The sequence below is a fragment of the Streptomyces sp. NBC_00440 genome, from assembly GCF_036014215.1.
Classification (GTDB): domain Bacteria; phylum Actinomycetota; class Actinomycetes; order Streptomycetales; family Streptomycetaceae; genus Streptomyces.
In genome coordinates, this window is record NZ_CP107921.1 from 4702019 (window position 1) to 4717872 (window position 15854).

The 15854-nt window shown below is 70.6% G+C and carries 16 protein-coding genes and 1 pseudogene; 8 read left to right on the plus strand and 9 right to left on the minus strand.

Annotated elements, in window-relative coordinates; translation table 11 throughout:
• Nucleotides 1-42 precede the first annotated feature (42 nt).
• Nucleotides 43-894 (minus strand): DUF3558 domain-containing protein, encoded by an 852-nt coding sequence (locus OHB13_RS21180; RefSeq protein WP_328380355.1) that lies wholly within the window; start codon nt 892-894, stop codon nt 43-45.
• 192 nt (nt 895-1086) lie between these two features.
• On the opposite strand from OHB13_RS21180, the gene OHB13_RS21185 reads away from it, so the two are divergent.
• A complete protein-coding gene (locus OHB13_RS21185) occupies nt 1087-2280 on the plus strand; it encodes an RtcB family protein (RefSeq protein ID WP_328378150.1) in 1194 nt (397 codons plus the stop codon).
• Between the two features lie 21 nt (nt 2281-2301).
• Here OHB13_RS21185 and OHB13_RS21190 read toward each other — a convergent pair whose 3' ends face one another.
• Together OHB13_RS21190 and OHB13_RS21195 are read right to left on the minus strand one after the other, a co-directional pair.
• Complete coding sequence (locus tag OHB13_RS21190; RefSeq protein ID WP_328378151.1) at nt 2302-3075, minus strand: SDR family NAD(P)-dependent oxidoreductase; 774 nt, start codon at nt 3073-3075, stop codon at nt 2302-2304.
• A gap of 77 nt (nt 3076-3152) precedes the next feature.
• Nucleotides 3153-3488 carry a YnfA family protein gene (locus OHB13_RS21195; RefSeq protein ID WP_266854562.1) on the minus strand — a complete coding sequence of 112 codons (336 nt, stop codon included), beginning with the start codon at nt 3486-3488 and terminating at the stop codon, nt 3153-3155.
• 32 nt (nt 3489-3520) lie between these two features.
• Between OHB13_RS21195 and OHB13_RS21200 the strand changes: the two genes are divergently transcribed.
• Nucleotides 3521-4003, plus strand: a complete 483-nt coding sequence (locus OHB13_RS21200) for a MarR family winged helix-turn-helix transcriptional regulator (RefSeq protein ID WP_266854560.1) — start codon at nt 3521-3523, stop codon at nt 4001-4003.
• Here OHB13_RS21200 and OHB13_RS21205 read toward each other — a convergent pair.
• Together OHB13_RS21205 and OHB13_RS21210 are read right to left on the minus strand one after the other, a co-directional pair.
• Entirely contained in the window at nt 3972-4718 is a 747-nt protein-coding gene (locus tag OHB13_RS21205; protein ID WP_328378152.1) for a Mut7-C RNAse domain-containing protein, read from the minus strand. The two genes, OHB13_RS21200 and OHB13_RS21205, sit on opposite strands and share 32 nt — an antisense overlap.
• Nucleotides 4719-4811: 93 nt before the next feature.
• Nucleotides 4812-5699 (minus strand): SDR family oxidoreductase, encoded by an 888-nt coding sequence (locus OHB13_RS21210; protein ID WP_328378153.1) that lies wholly within the window; start codon nt 5697-5699, stop codon nt 4812-4814.
• 285 nt (nt 5700-5984) lie between these two features.
• Here OHB13_RS21210 and OHB13_RS21215 point away from each other — a divergent pair, with 285 nt between their 5' ends.
• Nucleotides 5985-6245, plus strand: a complete 261-nt coding sequence (locus tag OHB13_RS21215; protein WP_266854554.1) for a hypothetical protein — start codon at nt 5985-5987, stop codon at nt 6243-6245.
• A gap of 268 nt (nt 6246-6513) precedes the next feature.
• Here the strand turns inward: OHB13_RS21215 and OHB13_RS21220 are convergent, their stop codons facing one another.
• The 3 genes from OHB13_RS21220 to OHB13_RS21230 all read right to left on the minus strand — a co-directional run bounded on the left by OHB13_RS21220 (nt 6514) and on the right by OHB13_RS21230 (nt 10229).
• Nucleotides 6514-7053, minus strand: a complete 540-nt coding sequence (locus OHB13_RS21220; RefSeq protein ID WP_328380356.1) for a hypothetical protein — start codon at nt 7051-7053, stop codon at nt 6514-6516.
• 2 nt (nt 7054-7055) lie between these two features.
• Nucleotides 7056-8345, minus strand: a complete 1290-nt coding sequence (locus tag OHB13_RS21225; protein WP_443063005.1) for a molybdopterin-dependent oxidoreductase — start codon at nt 8343-8345, stop codon at nt 7056-7058.
• Between the two features lie 441 nt (nt 8346-8786).
• Nucleotides 8787-10229, minus strand: a complete 1443-nt coding sequence (locus tag OHB13_RS21230) for a SulP family inorganic anion transporter (protein ID WP_328378154.1) — start codon at nt 10227-10229, stop codon at nt 8787-8789.
• Between the two features lie 234 nt (nt 10230-10463).
• Here OHB13_RS21230 and OHB13_RS21235 point away from each other — a divergent pair.
• The 3 genes and pseudogenes from OHB13_RS21235 to OHB13_RS21245 all read left to right on the plus strand — a co-directional run.
• Nucleotides 10464-10529 (plus strand): annotated as a pseudogene (locus OHB13_RS21235) (MerR family transcriptional regulator); the annotation flags it as partial.
• 153 nt (nt 10530-10682) lie between these two features.
• Nucleotides 10683-12410: a chloride channel protein gene (locus OHB13_RS21240; protein ID WP_328380358.1), complete on the plus strand. Its 1728-nt coding sequence runs from the start codon at nt 10683-10685 to the stop codon at nt 12408-12410.
• 61 nt (nt 12411-12471) lie between these two features.
• Entirely contained in the window at nt 12472-13053 is a 582-nt protein-coding gene (locus OHB13_RS21245) for a MarR family winged helix-turn-helix transcriptional regulator (RefSeq protein WP_328378155.1), read from the plus strand.
• 64 nt (nt 13054-13117) lie between these two features.
• Here the strand turns inward: OHB13_RS21245 and OHB13_RS21250 are convergent, their stop codons facing one another.
• On the minus strand, nt 13118-13687 hold the full coding sequence (locus OHB13_RS21250) for a hypothetical protein (RefSeq protein WP_266854542.1): 570 nt from the start codon (nt 13685-13687) through the stop codon (nt 13118-13120).
• Between the two features lie 116 nt (nt 13688-13803).
• On the opposite strand from OHB13_RS21250, the gene hemL reads away from it, so the two are divergent.
• Together hemL and OHB13_RS21260 are read left to right on the plus strand one after the other, a co-directional pair.
• Complete coding sequence (hemL, locus tag OHB13_RS21255; RefSeq protein ID WP_266854540.1) at nt 13804-15126, plus strand: glutamate-1-semialdehyde 2,1-aminomutase; 1323 nt, start codon at nt 13804-13806, stop codon at nt 15124-15126.
• Nucleotides 15123-15821 carry a histidine phosphatase family protein gene (locus OHB13_RS21260; protein ID WP_266854539.1) on the plus strand — a complete coding sequence of 233 codons (699 nt, stop codon included), beginning with the start codon at nt 15123-15125 and terminating at the stop codon, nt 15819-15821. The genes hemL and OHB13_RS21260 overlap by 4 nt, the downstream gene beginning before the upstream one ends.
• The last annotated feature ends 33 nt before the right edge of the window (nt 15822-15854 follow it).

The window sequence follows — 15854 nt, forward strand, 5'->3', positions numbered from 1 at the left end:
TACGTCCGGGCCGCCACGGTACGCCGAGGGCCGGCCGGCGGACTATTCGCCGATCTGGTCGGCGAGTTTGCCGGCCATGGTCTGCGTCCTGTCCTGCAAGGTCTTGGTGTCGGGGGGAGCGCCCGCCTCGGCGGGCTCCTCGCTGTACTCCACGGTGACGAGGACGTTCGACGCGCGGAAGACCACCCTGACGGTGTGCTGCGGGGATGCCGCGCCTGCCTTGGCCGGGATGTCGGCGAGGAAGGCGGAGCTGCCGAGGCCGCTGAGGGTACGCGACTGGAGGCCGTCCGCCGACTGGTCGTCGTCGCTCTGCCCGCCGGCCGTGGCGTCCGGCGTGCTGTCCTCCTGCCCGCCCTTCTGCCCGCCGTTCTTCCCGGGCTTCCCGGGCTTCCCGGTGGCCGGTGTGCCGCCGGTCGCGGCCCCGTCCGCGCCCGTGTCCGTACCGCCATCCGCGCCGGTGGACGCGGTCGCGGTGGGTGAGGAGCCGTCCGCCGGGAGGCCGGCGGCGGCGAGCTTCTGCTCGTAGAGGGTCTTGGCCTGGTCGTCGTCGCTGACGGTGGTGTCGTAACTCACGACGCGTTCCATCGAGATACGCAGCCGGTGGGCGTCGGTGGGCGCGTCGGCCTTCCACCGGCAGCCCACCTGGCGGTCGGTGTCGAAGGTGGCCTCGGGGGTGCCCGCGTACGCCTGCTCCTGCTGGTCCTTCGGCAGGTCGGCGAACTCCGGGAACATGTCCTTCAGAACGCCGTGGTCGGCGGCGCGGCAGGGTTCGGGCAGGGTGGAGTACTTGCCGGGCGCCGCGGCGGGAGTGGTCTCACCGGGCTTCGCGTCGGCGGCGGAACCATCGGTCCCGGAACCGGTCGTGCAGCCGGTGACGAGCGCTGCGAGCAGCACCAAGCCGGGAACGTAAGCCCTTCGCTGCACTGTCCGAGGCTCCCTTCGGAACGGAAAACGGATACCGCCTGATGACGGTGACCGGACACAATGTCTATCGCACGCACTGGTGTACACGCCGGTCCGCTGTCGTTTTCGCGGATCTTGATGCGTATTTTTCTCTTTCATGTTGTTCGGGGGAATCGAGGAGCTATGTCGTATGTAGAGGTTCCGGGCGCGAAAGTCCCCATCCGCATGTGGGCCGACCCGGCGTCGGTCGAGGACGGCGCGATGCAGCAGCTGCGGAACGTCGCCACACTGCCCTGGATCAAGGGCCTCGCCGTCATGCCGGACGTGCACTACGGCAAGGGCGCGACGGTCGGCTCGGTGATCGCGATGCACGGGGCGGTCTGCCCGGCGGCCGTGGGTGTGGACATCGGCTGCGGAATGTCGGCGGTGAAGACGTCACTGACGGCGAACGATCTTCCGGGGGATCTGTCGCGGCTGCGCTCCAAGATCGAACAGGCCATTCCGGTGGGCCGGGGGATGCACGACGACCCGGTGGAACCGGGCCGGCTGCACGGCTTCCCGGCGGCGGGCTGGGACGACTTCTGGGAGCGGTTCGACGGGGTCGCCGAAGCGGTCAAGTTCCGTCAGGGCCGGGCTACGAAGCAGATGGGTTCGCTCGGAAGCGGAAATCACATGATCGAGGTCTGTCTGGATGATGACGGCGTCGTGTGGTTGATGCTGCACTCGGGGTCCCGCAACATCGGCAAGGAACTGGCCGAGCACCACATCGGCATCGCGCAGAAGCTCCCGCACAACCAGGGGTTGGTCGACCGGGACCTGGCGGTGTTCATCTCGGACACCCCGCAGATGGGTGACTACCGGAACGACCTGTACTGGGCCCAGGAGTACGCCAAGTACAACCGCGCGATCATGATGGGTCTCCTCAAGGACGTGATCCGGAAGGAGTTCAAGAAGGCGCGGGTCACCTTCGAGCAGGAGATCAGTTGCCACCACAACTATGTGGCGGAGGAGCGCTACGAGGGCGTGGACGTGCTGGTCACCCGCAAGGGGGCCATTCGCGCCGGCTCGGGCGAGTACGGGATCATCCCCGGATCGATGGGCACCAGTTCGTACATCGTGAAGGGTCTCGGCAACGAGAAGGCCTTCAACTCGGCCTCGCACGGGGCGGGCCGGCGGATGAGTCGCAACGCCGCCAAACGGCGGTTCTCCACTCAGGATCTGGTGGAGCAGACGCGTGGTGTGGAGTGCCGTAAGGACTCCGGCGTGCTGGACGAGATCCCGGCCGCTTACAAGCCGATCGAACAGGTCATGGAGCAGCAGCGGGACCTGGTCGAGGTCGTCGCCAAGATCAAGCAGGTTGTGTGTGTGAAGGGCTGACCCGTAGCCGGTCGGGCTGTTTCACAGTTCCCGGTGCACCTTGGTGTTGGACGCCTGGGCGCGCGGGCGGACCACCAGGAGGTCGATGTTGACGTGGCTGGGGCGGGTCACCGACCAGGTGATGGCCTCCGCCACGTCATCCGCCACCAGCGGCTCTGCCACGCCCGCGTAGACCTTGGCGGCCTTCTCCTCGTCGCCGCCGAAGCGGGTCGTGGCGAACTCCTCGGTCCTGACCATGCCGGGGGCGATCTCGATCACCCGTACCGGCCGGCCCACGATCTCCAGGCGGAGGGTCTCGGCGAGCACGCGGGCGCCGTTCTTGGCGGCCACGTAACCGCCGCCGCCCTCGTACGCCCCGTGGCCCGCCGTGGACGAGACGATCACGACCGTGCCGTCGCCGCTCGCGACCAGGGCGGGGAGCAGGGTCTGGGTGAGGTTGAGTGTGCCGATGACGTTGGTCTCGTACATCTGGCGCCAGTCCGCCGGGTCGCCGGTGGCCACCGGGTCGGCGCCGAGTGCGCCGCCCGCGTTGTTGACCAGGACACCGATGGTGGGGAACGCGGTGGCGAACTCCTCGACGGCCGGGCGGTCGGTGACGTCCAGGACGTACGCCGTGGCCTGGTGGCCCGCTGCGTTGATCTCCGCCGCCACGGCCTCGATGCGGTCCTTGCGGCGCGCGGTGAGCACGACCCGGTAGCCGGCTGCGGCGAGCTGCCGTGCGGTGGCTGCGCCGATGCCGCTGCTCGCTCCGGTGACGACAGCGATGCGGTTGGTGGCTGCGGGCGCGGCGGTCATGGGGAGGCTCCTCGGGACGGCGGCCGGGTGCGGCCAGGGCGGTCGGTGCGGGACGGGCTGCCAGGATATGCCCGGTCTCAGCGGCCGCGTGGTGCGTACATGATCACGGCCATCCCGGCCAGGCAGACCAGTGCGCCCGTCACGTCCCAGCGGTCCGGGCGGTAGCCGTCGGCGACCATGCCCCAGAGGATCGACCCGGCGACGAAGATCCCCCCGTACGCGGCGAGGATCCTGCCGAACTGGCCGTCGGGCTGGAGGGTCGCGACGAAGCCGTAGATGCCGAGCGCGATGACGCCGCCGCCGATCCAGATCCAGCCCCTGCTCTCCCGTACGCCCTGCCAGATCAGCCAGGCGCCGCCGATCTCGAAGAGTGCGGCGAGGACGAAGAGGGCAACCGAGCGGAGGATCAGCATGGGGCACAGCGTGGCAGGTCTACGATTTCTGCATGACGCAGAAGACCGGGCCGCGCAGCGCGCTCATGGCCGAGCTGGGGGCCACCTCGCGCCGGTACATGGCTGCGTACGCGCTGTTCAACCAGGCTCTCGCCGACCATCTGCGGCTGCACCCCACCGATGTGCAGTGCCTCAATCTGCTGAGTCTCGAACCGGGGCCGGTCACGACGGGGCGGATCGCTGAGCTGACCGGGCTCACCACCGGGTCGGCGACCCGGCTCGTCGACCGCCTTGAGCGCGCGGGCTATGTGCGGCGGCAGCGCGACGCCGACGACCGGCGGAAGGTGCTCGTGGTGACGGTGCCCGCGCGTATGGCGGAGTTCGGGGCGGTCTGGGCGCAGCTGAACGGCGCCTGGTTCGCGATGTTCGACGCCTATGACGACCGGGAGATCGCCCTGCTCACCGACCACATGCGGCGGACCGTGGCGATGAGCGCGCAACAGATCAGCCGTCTGCGGAGCGGGGAGCTGGGCTGAACTCGCGCAGCGCATCGGCCACGATCGCCTCCAGGCGGTGGTGGTGCGCCCCGCGCCAGTACACCCGCCCGCACGCGACGCACTGGGCGAAGACGTCGTGGGAGCGCTCGGTGCCGCCCTCGATCCGTCCGCGCACGCTCTCCTTGGAGGCGGGGACCAGCTCGCCGTTGCAGGCGCTGCACCGGGTCCAGGGTGCGAGGTCGGGGGCGAACCTGCCCAGTACGTCGCGGAGTTGCTCGTCGGGCTGGTCGCTGTAGACGTACGCCCCGGCCCAGAGCTCGCGCCGGCGCAGCAGGCCACGGTCCCGGGACAGCAGGACGCGCCGGTGCTGCGCCGAGTATGTGGCGAGGGCGGGGTCGCCGATGTCCTCACTGAAGTACGCGGTGTCCACGCCGAGCAGCCGCAACCGCCGTGCCAGCGTGCCGAGATGGACGTCGAGCAGGAAGCGGAGCGGGGCGCCCGGCACCTGCTGGGGGCGCTCCACCGCGTACACCTCGACGGTCTCCCCCGCGCGCGGGATGTGCGAGGGCGGTACGGTCCGGCCGTCCACGGCCAGCCGGCCGGCCTCGGTGAGCGGGATGCCGGCCGACTCGACGACGTGGCCGAGCGTGGACGAGCCGTCGGTGACCAGGTCCGTACGTCCCTGGCGGCGTTCCGACGGGAGGAAGAGGCGAAGTTCAGGGGCGACTTCGAGGTGGATCTCCGGTCCGTTCACGCTGTCAGGATGTCATCGGGCCGGGGGGCCGGGCCAGAGATTTCCGCTGTGTCGGGGGAGAGCCGGGGGAGAGCCGGGGGAGAGCCGGCAGGGTCAGGTGGTTGCGGGTCCGGTGGCGGTGGGTCCGGCGGTTGTGCTGGGTGCTGCGGTGAACGCTGCCGCGTTCTCGGCGGCCCAGGTGGCGAAGGTGCGTGCCGGGTGGCCGGTGAGTATCTCCACCTGGTCGGTGACGGTGGTGGGGACGCCGTCGGACGTGGCCCAGTAGTGCAGCAGGCTGTCTGCGGCTGCGGCGGGCAGATAGGGGCTGACCGACTCCTTCCACGCATCGGGGGCGACGCGCCGGAACGGGATGGCGCGGCCGGTCGCGGCTTCGAGGGCCGCGATCTGCTCGGTGAAGGTGAGCGACTGCGGACCGGTCAGGTGGTACGCCTGGCCGCGCAGCGCGGGTTCGGTGAGTGCGGCGTACGCGGACTCGGCGATGTCCCGTTCGTGGATCGGGTCGGAGTAACTGCCGGGGTAGGGAAGGTCGATGGTGCCCGCGGACTGCAGGGCCCACTTCCACTGGAGGGCATTGCCCGCGAACGCGCCGGGCCGCAGGAAGGTCGTCTCGACGGATGAGGCGGCCAGCGCCTGTTCGACGGCGAGATGGGTGGCGGCGATCGCGCTTTCGGATGCCTCCGGGCCCAGCACGGAACTGGAGGAGAGCAGCACGATGTGCTGGACGCCCGCGGCCTCGGCCTGCTGGACGAACGCGCCGATCTGCGAGGGCTCCGCGTACAGGAAGACCGCGTCGGCCCCGTCGAGCGCGGCCGGGAAGGTGGCGGGGTCATGGAGGTCGCACCGTACGGCTGCCACGCCGTCGGGGAGGGAGAGGCGCCCGGGAGCGGCCGACGCGGCCCGCACCTCCACTCCCTTGCCGTGCAGCAGCGGGATGAGGGCGGAGCCGACTTTGCCACGGCTTCCGGTGACGAGGACGGTCATGTGAGGGTCCTTTCGGTGGGTCCGGGGGCGGGCCCCCGGGTGTCCGGTGCGTATGCCGGGTGTGCGTGCCCGGTACGAGTGGTCCGTAATGTTAAGCGTGCAACAGAATCTGTGTCACGCAGTTAAATGTGCCGGAAATATGCCGGGGCTGCCGAATGGCTGCCGCTCGGCGCCCACCATTCGCCAGCCCCTGTGAACTCCCCGTGCGAGTGGGATCGGCGGCCAGTCGGGGTCGATCCGCTGACGGGGGCGTGCCTTCGGACGCCTCCGTGCGTTACCCCGACCATGAACGTACGTCGAATTCTCACCACCGCCGCCGCCGGATCCGCCCTCCTCGCCGCCTTCGCTCCCGCCGCCCAGGCCAGCAGCCTCGGGGGCACGCTCAGCGACACTGCCCAGACCACGGCCGCTGTCGGCGAGCAGGCCAAGCCCATCGCCAAGAGTGTCGTCGGGAACAACGTCGGCAAGAAGGTGCACGCCGTGAAGGGAGCGGCGAAGGCCGGGGGCGACGCCCTGAAGGCGGGCAACGAACTCCTCAGCAGCTGAAACGGGCACTACCCCGGACGATCCCCCTGGTGCTGCCCGTGAGGTGGTACCGCCCTTGAGGTCCGGGGCCGCCGATGGCCGGTTCCCGGGAGCGCCTGCTCCCGGGGGCTCCGCCCCGGCCGCCACCCCGGTCACCGCGTCACCTCGGAACGTGGCGGTCCAGCGCGGCCACATCTTCGGCGAGCCGGTGCCGGTCGCGGCCGGGGCCTCCGCGTTCGACCGGGTGCTCGCTCTCACCGGCCGCGATCCGCACTGGAGCCGTCAGCCGTCAGCCGTCAGCCGTCGGCCGGGAGCGGTGGCGCCGGCGGGCCGTGTTGACCAGGGCGGTGAGCGCGGAGGCCACGAACAGCCCCGCGGTGATCAGCAGCCACCGGTCGAGGTAGACGCTGTCCGAGAGCCCGGTGTCCTGGTGGTACGGGGCGGACCTGCGCAGGATCAGCGGGAACCAGACCAGCAGCAGGAGCAGCGACAGGACCACCGGGGTGCGCAGGTGGTTGAGCCCACGGCGCCCCGCCGAACGGCCCGTACGGCCCCTGCGGCCCTCGCTGTCCGTAGGTCCCTTGCTGTCCGTAGGTCCCTGGCGGCCCTTGTGCGGCGGGAGCGCGGCCTGGGCGGTGAGGTCCGCGGCGCTGTAGAGGGGCACCAGGACCAGGTCGTGCAGGAGCGCGGCACCGATGAACCAGACGGCGACGGCGACGGTACGGCCCATGAGGAGCTGCACCGCCGCGTACCCGGCGACGGTGAAGCAGCAGGCCATGACGAGCAGATGGACGGGGTGGGCGCCGTAGCGGCGCGAGAAGAGGCTCATGGTCACGTCCGGAAGGTGAGGCGGCGGACCCATTTGGTGTTGTTCACGCCGGGGTTGGCGGGAACGATGATGCGGGCGGGGTAGCCGTGGTCGGTGGAGAGCGGGGCTCCGTTGACGTGCAGGGCGAGCAGCGAGAGCGGGTTGCTGATCTGGTTGCCCGCCAGGAGCACCTTGCGGAAGGCGCCCTGGCGCTGCACGGATTCGACGAGGACGCTGGTGGCGTGCGGGGCCCCGGCGAGTGCGGCGAGGTCGGAGAGGCGTAGCCCCGACCAGCTCTGGTCGTCGGTGGACCAGCCCTCCACACAGGCGATCGGCAGCTGGGCCGTGTGCTGGTCCATGGCGAGCAACTGCGCTCGGGTGAAGGTGAGTTGACGGGCCCCGCGGATCTCCAGGCGCCAGCCGGGGCCGATGTCCGACGCCCTGATGCCGACGGCGCCGGCGCTCTTGTTGATCTGGAAGCCGTTCGGGCCCGGCCGGGGGTCGCGGTTGTGCGGGGCGAGCAGTGCGGTGCGCCGCAGGGAGCCTCCGATGCTCTGCCCTGCGGTCACCACGAGCAGGGCCAGCGATCCGGCGCCGACCAGTCCGAGCGCGCCCCGCCTGCTCATGGTCGGCCGGGCGGGCGCGGGGGCGACCAGACCGTACGGATCGGGCCGCTCCCGTTCGGTGTGCGCCGCGTCGGTGGCCAGGACCGAGCGCAGGGTACGGGAGCGCACCGCCCGCCACATCCGCCCCAGCCGTAGCACCGCATGGGCGGCGAAGGCGGCCATGAACACCCAGGCGCCGTAGAAGTGCAGGGTGTAGAAGGACCCGGGAAAGATGTAGTCGAGCTGGATGTTGAGCACACCGGTGACGAGTTCGAAGAGGACTCCGCCGACCAGCAGAATCAGCGAGAGGCGCTCCAGGGCGTGGGCGGGGCTGAGCGCGGGCGGCCAGGTGAAGAGCTTCGGGACGACCGACCAGAGTTTGGCGAGTACCACCGGGATGAGGACGATCCCGAGGGTGACGTGGACGCCCTGGGTGAGGCGGTAGAGCCAGTAGGGGTGGGTGGGCCAGGTGAACAGGTAGAAGCCCAGCAGCCCCTTGCCGGGCGTCTTGTCGTTGAGCGCCCCCAGGCCCGGGTTGTAGGCGGCGTACGACAGCAGTCCGGTGACGAACACGACCGTGATGCCGAACAGCAGGACCAGGCCGAGGACCGCCGTCAGCCACGGGCCGCGGAGCGGACTGCGCCAGAACGCGGGGCGGAAGGGTCCGGGCGGCGCCGTGCCGGCCAGCACCCGCGCCCGGCCGAGCAGCCCGCCGGTGCGCCGGGCATCAGGGCCCGGCTCCTTCCGCGGCTTCTGCTGCCAGGGGCTGGCCCCGGTCGCCGGTACGGCCGGCCGCGGGGCGCGGTCGCCGTCGGCTCCGCCGTCACTGCTCCCGGCCACGGCGCCCACCTGCCCGTACGGCCGCCGGAGCCGCTGCCGCCGGATCGGTCACCCCTGAACCTGTCACCGCTGAACCTGTCACTGCCGGATCGCTTGCCGGATCCGTCGTCCGAAGATGCCTGGCCATCTGCCGATCCTCGGGCCGGATTCCGCAGGGGCCGGGTGTACGCGGTCGACCGGGGGCCGTACATCAGCCGCACGGCGCAGTGCTGGGGGCCCGCTGCCGGTGCCCGGCATGTGAAGACGCCCCGCCGGACTGCCCGGCCGGCTGCCTGGACTGCCTGCCCGACTGCCCGCCCGGTGTCGTGGTCAGTGACCGCCGGTGAGTTCGCCGGTGAGTCTCCCGTGGATCTCGGCGCTGGGACGGTTGAGGCCGACGATCTCGACGGCCTTGCCGCGCTGCTCGTATTTCGTGGTGACGGCGTCGAGTGCGGCGACCGACGACGCGTCCCAGATATGGGCGGCCGTCAGGTCGATGACGATCCTGTCCGGATCGGCGGCGTAGTCGAACCGGGTTACCAGCTCGTTCGATGAGGCGAAGAAGAGCGCGCCGGTCACCGTGTACGTGATCCGGCCGGCATCCGGGTCCATGACGGAGGTGACCCCGGCGAGTCGGGCGACGCGGCGGGCGAAGATCACCATGGCGATGACGCTTCCGACGACCACCCCGATGGACAGGTTGCTCGTCGCCACGGTGATGATCACGGTGATCACCATGACGACGGTCTCGCCGGCCGGCATCCGCCTGAGCGTGGCCGGTCTGATGGAGTGCCAGTCGAAGGTGCCGACCGAGACGAGGACCATGACGGCGACCAGCGCCGCCATGGGGATCCTGGAGACGACCGGGCCCAGCACGATGCACAGGACGAGCAGGAAGAACCCGGCCAGGAAGGTGGACAGCCGGGTCCGGGCCCCGTTCTTGACGTTGATCATCGTCTGGCCGATCATCGCGCAGCCGCCCATACCGCCGAAGAAGCCGGTGACGATGTTCGCGATGCCCTGTCCGATGGATTCCCGGGTCTTGTCGGAGCGCGTGTCGGTGATCTCGTCCACCAGCTTCGCCGTCATCAGGGACTCCATCAGCCCGACCAGGGCCATCGCCAGCGCGTACGGAGCGATGACGGTCAGGGTCTGGAGGTCGAACGGTACGTCCGGCAGGCCCGGCACCGGCAGCGACGAGGGGAGCCTGCCCTTGTCGCCGACGGTGGGGACCGCGATGCCGGCGGCAACGGTGATGACGGTGAGGATCGCGATGGAGACCAGCGGCGCCGGGACCACCTTCGTCAGTCTCGGGAAGAACACCATCAGGAGCAGGCCCGCGCAGGTCAGCGGATAGACCGGCCAGGGCACACCGGTCAGGTTCGGTATCTGGGCGGTGAACAGCAGGATGCCCAGGGCGTTGACGAAGCCGACCATCACCGAACGCGGCACGAACCGCATCAGCTTCGCCACGCCCACGGCGCCGAGGACGATCTGGAACGCACCGGCCAGAATCACCGTCGCCAGGAGGTACGCGAGTCCGTGCTCCCGGGCTACCGGGGCGACGACAAGAGCCACCGAGCCGGTCGATGCGGAGATCATCGCGGGGCGGCCGCCGACGAAGGCGATCACCATGGCCATCGTGCACGCGGCGAAGAGGCCCACCTTGGGGTCGACACCGGCGATGACGGAGAAGGAGATCGCCTCGGGGATCAGCGCAAGACCGACCACCAGGCCGGCCAGCACCTCCGTACGGAAGACCCGAGGGTTCATCCAGGGAGGGCGGGCGCCGGAGACCGGGCGCGGTCCCCGGACGGGGTCGGGCAGAACTGATGAGCGCAAGGGGGAGGGAACCTGTCGTGCTCGGGCACCACCCGGATCGAGGCGTGCGGCAGGCGGGCAGGTCAGGGATCCGGGAGATGTGGGAGATACGAGATGCCGGGCGGCACCCCGGCGCCATGAGGACACACGGACACACGGGTCTCGCGCGGGCAGGGCAACTCTACGGTCAGGCCGTCGGCCCGCTCCCAGGGAGGGTTCCGCCTCTGCACGGAGGCGGATGTGGCGCGGCTGGCGGGGAAGTAGGGGAGTAGGGCCCGGAGGCCCCGTCCGTGCTGCCCCTCCCCATTCATTTGCCCAGTGCAAAGAGTCACATGCGTAGCTTCTCGCAGTATATTTTTGCATAATGCAAATATGTTGAGCAGAGGCGTCGCACAGGCAGCAAGGATGCGCGAGGAGCACGGGAAGCTCGCCGTGCTCGCCGCGGTGACCGGCATCGGCGCGGGGCTCGGGTCCATAGTCTTCCGCTGGCTGATCAAGACCTTCACCCAGCTCTTCTCCGGACACGCGGACTACGCGGGCGCCGGGCACGCCGCGAACCCGCACGTGTCTTGGCTCGGGCCGTTCTTCGTGCTGCTCGCGCCGGTCGTCGGCGGGCTGCTGTACGGGCCGCTGGTGGACCGGTTCGCCAAAGAGGCCCGCGGCCACGGGGTGCCCGAGGTGATGCTCGCGGTCGCCCGGCGCGGCGGCCGTATCAACGCGAATGTGGCGGTCGTCAAGTCGCTCGCCTCGGCGCTGACCATCGGGTCCGGCGGATCGGTGGGGCGTGAGGGCCCGATCGTGCAGATCGGCTCGGCACTCGGCTCCACGCTGGGCCGGCTGGCCAAGGTCACCGAGGGCCGGATGCGGCTGCTGGTGGCCTGCGGTGCGGCCGGCGGCATCGCGGCGACCTTCAACGCCCCGCTGGCCGGGGTGTTCTTCGCGATGGAGCTCATCCTGCGGGACTTCGCCATCGAGTCGTTCGGCGCTGTCGTCCTCTCCAGCGTGGCCGCGAGCGTCATCGGCCGGGCCGCGTTCGGGAACGCCGCGTTTCTGAACCTGCCGTCGTTCCATGTCGAACACGTCGCCCAGTACGGCCTGTTCGCTCTGCTCGGCATCGCGGCCGGATGCGCGGGCATCGGCTTCACCCGCGCCCTCTACTGGATCGAGGACGCCTGCGACTGGGCGTGGCGCGGCCCGGAGTGGCTGCGGCCCGCAGCCGGCGGACTCCTGCTGGGCGTCGTCCTGCTGGCGCTTCCGGAGATGTACGGGGTCGGCTACCCGGTTCTGGAGAACGCCGCCGAGGGCCGGTACGCCGCCGGGTTCCTGCTGCTGCTCCTGGTCGGCAAGATCATCGCCACCAGTCTGACCATCGGGATCGGCGGCTCCGGCGGGGTGTTCGCGCCGAGTCTGTTCATCGGCGCGATGCTCGGCTCCGCGTACGGGATCGGCATGCAGCAGCTGCTGCCCGGCACGGCGGGGGCGGTCGGGGCGTACGCACTGGTCGGGATGGGCGCGGTGTTCGCCGGATCGGCGCGGGCGCCGATCACCGCGGTGGTGATTCTCTTCGAGCTGACGGGTGAGTACTCGATCATCCTGCCGCTGATGCTGGCTGTGGTCACCGCCACCCTGGTCAGCAAACTGCTCAGCCAGGACACCGTCTACACCCTGAAACTCCGGCGCCGGGGCATCGACCTCGACGCCGCGGCCCCCGGCGCCCCGCTGGGCAGCCGGCGGGTCGACGAGGTCATGGAAGAGCTCCCGCATCCGCTGCCCGCCGGGACCACGCTGTCGGCAGCCGCGCTGCTGCTCTCCCACTCCGAGCACGGCAGCCTCCCGGTGCTCGACGCCGACGACCGGTATGTCGGGACGGTCACCGCCCGCGCTGTGGCGGAGGCCCTGGCCGAGACCCCGGACGGCCGGGCCGGAGCACCGGCGACGGCCGGGGACCTCGCCGAACTGCCGCCGCGGCTCCGCTCCGACATGCCGCTGTCGGCCGCGCTGCACGCACTGGTCTCGGCACCGGGCACCGGACTGCCCGTACTCGACGCGGACCGGGGCGCCCCGGTCGGCTGGATCACCCACCAGAGCGCACTGCGGGCGCTGCACCCGGTGGCCGCGGCAGCCACGTCCTGAATCCGGCCGGGGTGGGGGCACCGGCGGCCGGAACCCGCACCGGGGCGCGGTACAAAGAACCATGAGCGAGCAACCGCACCCCACTGACTCCGGCACCGACGCAGACCCGGGCACCGGCCCCGGCGCTGCCCCGAGGACCGGCGCCGACGACGTCGACGCGGTGACCCACGCGGTGCTGACGGCGTCCCGTCTGCTGGTGGCCGTGTCGGCCAGGTCGCTGGCCGAGGTGGAGGACCGGGTCACGCTGCCTCAGTTCCGGCTGCTCGTCGTGCTGTCGACGTACGGCACGGCGAAACTCGTGGTGCTCGCCGAGCTGCTCGATGTGAACCCGTCGACAGCGATGCGCATGCTCGACCGCCTCATCTCGGCCGGCCTCGCCGACCGGCAGGCCGACCCGGACGACCGACGGGCCACACTGCTGCGCCTCACCGCCGAGGGACGCCGACTGGTCGAGGAGGTCACCGCCCGCCGCCGCCGGGAGATCGCGACGGTGGTGGAGAAGCTCGCACCGGAAGAGAGGTCGGCCCTGGTGAAGGCCCTGACGGCCTTCAGCGACGCGGGCGGTGAGCCCGCGGTCCAGGGCAAGGACGCCGTGCTCTATCCGCTCGGCTGGTCCGATCCCCCCGTGCGCCGCTCCACCTGACACGTCCGTCCGGCAGGTCCGTCCGGCACGGCACACCGGAGACCGGGCAGGGGACCGGCTCCGCTCACGGCCACACCAGGCAGTACGCCTGATGCCCCGCGTCGTGCAGCCGGTGGGAGAAGTCCTGCCATTCGTGCAGCAGTTGGTACGCGTTGAACGCGTCCCGGGGGCCGCCGCGGTCCGGGACCGTCGACCAGATGAAGGCCGCGGCTCCTACCGATTCCTCGCCGACCCCGCGCAGCGGGTCCACGACCGTCATCGGGAGCTTCACGACCGCGTAGTCGGGGTGCAGCACGACCAGTTCCAGTGGGGGCACCTTGCCCAGCGGTATGCCCTGGATGCCGGTGAGGACCATGGCGGCCATCGTCTCCGGCTTTATCTTCGTGAACATGCCGCCCATGCCGAGCTCGTCGCCGCCCAGCTGCTCGGGGCGCATGGTGACCGGCACCCGGGCCGCCGTCGCCCCGTCGGGCGCGCCGAAGTACTTGTAGGTCACGCCCACAAGCCCACCACTCCTGCTTCCCGTACTCCGTGCCTTCGCCCGCGCCTCTGCCTCTCGTCGGTGCTTTCCCCTTCGGGCAGGCTCGGGACCGAGGTCATCGGTCCCCTCACCCAGTCCGCCACCGCGATGCATATCTCCACCCGACCACTCGCGGCCCCCGCCGCGCAACCCGATCATCGTGTCAGAGACCTCCCCCACGGATGTGCGGTGAAACACCTGTCCGCAATACCGTCTGCGCCTCTGACACCATGGCTTGTGTGAGCTATCCGTACGAATACGAAGCCCCAGTTTCGCAGACGCTCTTCGACCGTGCGTCCCTTGTGACCCCCGGCGGGGTGAACTCCCCGGTACGCGCCTTCCGTGCCGTGGGCGGTACGCCCCGGTTCATGGTGTCCGGTACCGGTCCCTACCTGACCGACGCCGACGGCCGTGAGTACGTCGACCTCGTGTGCTCGTGGGGTCCGATGATCCTCGGGCACTCGCACCCCGAGGTCGTCGCCGCCGTGCAGGCCGCCGTCGCGCGCGGCACCTCCTTCGGTACGCCGGGGGAGGGCGAGGTCGCACTCGCCGAGGAGATCGTCGCCCGAATCGAGCCCGTCGAGCAGGTGCGCCTGGTGTCGTCGGGCACCGAGGCGACCATGTCGGCCATCCGGCTCGCCCGCGGGTTCACCGGCCGGGCCAAGGTGGTGAAGTTCGCCGGCTGCTACCACGGACATGTGGACGCGCTGCTGGCCGCCGCCGGATCGGGTGTCGCGACCCTCGGGCTCCCCGACACCCCGGGGGTGACCGGCGCGCAGACCGGCGACACCATCGTCCTGCCGTACAACGACCTCGAAGCCGTACGCCAGGCCTTCGCCGCCCACCCCGGTGAGATCGCCTGCGTGATCACCGAGGCGTCCGCGGGGAACATGGGCGTGGTGCCGCCCGTCGACGGGTTCAACGCCGGGCTCAAGGAGCTCTGCTCCGCCGACGGCGCGCTGTACATCTCCGACGAGGTGATGACCGGTTTCCGTACCTCGAAGGCCGGCTGGTACGGCGTCGACGGGGTCCGCCCCGACCTGATGACCTTCGGCAAGGTCATGGGCGGTGGCTTCCCGGCCGCCGCGTTCGGCGGACGTGCGGACGTCATGGGGTATCTGGCGCCCGTCGGCCCCGTCTACCAGGCGGGCACGCTCTCCGGGAACCCGGTCGCCACCGCCGCCGGGCTCGCCCAGCTGCGACTGCTCGACGACGCCGCGTACGAGAAGGTCGACGCGGTCTCCCTGGAGATCCAGGGCCTGGTCACCGCGGCGCTCAGCAAGGAAGGCGTCGCGCACACGATCCAGACGGCGAGCAACATGTTCTCCGTCTTCTTCAGTGACAGCCCCGTCCGCGACTACGAGGACGCCAAAGCGCAGGAAGCCTTCCGCTTCACCCCCTTCTTCCACTCGATGCTGGAGCAGGGTGTCTATCTCCCGCCGTCGGCCTTCGAGTCCTGGTTCGTTTCGACCACGCACGACGAGCGGGCGGTCGAGCGCATCGCCGCCGCACTGCCCGCCGCCGCCCGAGCCGCCGCAGAGGTGTCCGCATGAGCGACAGCAGCAGCGACAGAAGCAACGAGATCACCGTCGTGCATCTGATGCGCCACGGTGAGGTGCACAACCCCGACGGCGTGCTGTACGGGCGCCGCCCCGGCTACCACCTCTCCGAGCTGGGCCGGGAGATGGCCGACCGGGTCGCCGAGCACCTCGCGGGCCGGGACATCACCCATGTCGTGGCCTCCCCGCTGGAGCGCGCGCAGGAGACCGCGGCCCCGGTCGCCACCTCGCACGGCCTCGACCTCGCCACCGACGCACGGCTCATCGAGGCCGAGAACATCTTCGAGGGCAAGACGTTCGGCGTCGGGGACGGCGCACTGAGCCGGCCCGCGAACTGGAAGTACCTCACCAACCCGTTCCGGCCGTCCTGGGGCGAGCCGTACGTGGACCAGGTCGTCCGGATGATGGGCGCCCTGAACTCCGCGCGGGACGCCGCGCGCGGGCACGAGGCGGTCTGCATCAGCCACCAGCTGCCGATCTGGACCGTACGGAGCTTCGTCGAGCGGCGGCGCCTGTGGCACGACCCGCGCAAGCGGCAGTGCACGCTCGCCTCGCTGACGACCTTCACGTACCAGGGTGACCGGATCGTCTCCGTCGGTTACACGGAACCGGCGAGGGACCTGGTGCCGTCCCATCTCCTGGCTGGTGCAAAGCCCGCCAAAGGAAAGGCAAAAGCGTTCGGCGCATAGGGTGAAAAATAGTACCGGTTGGTCGGAACCATC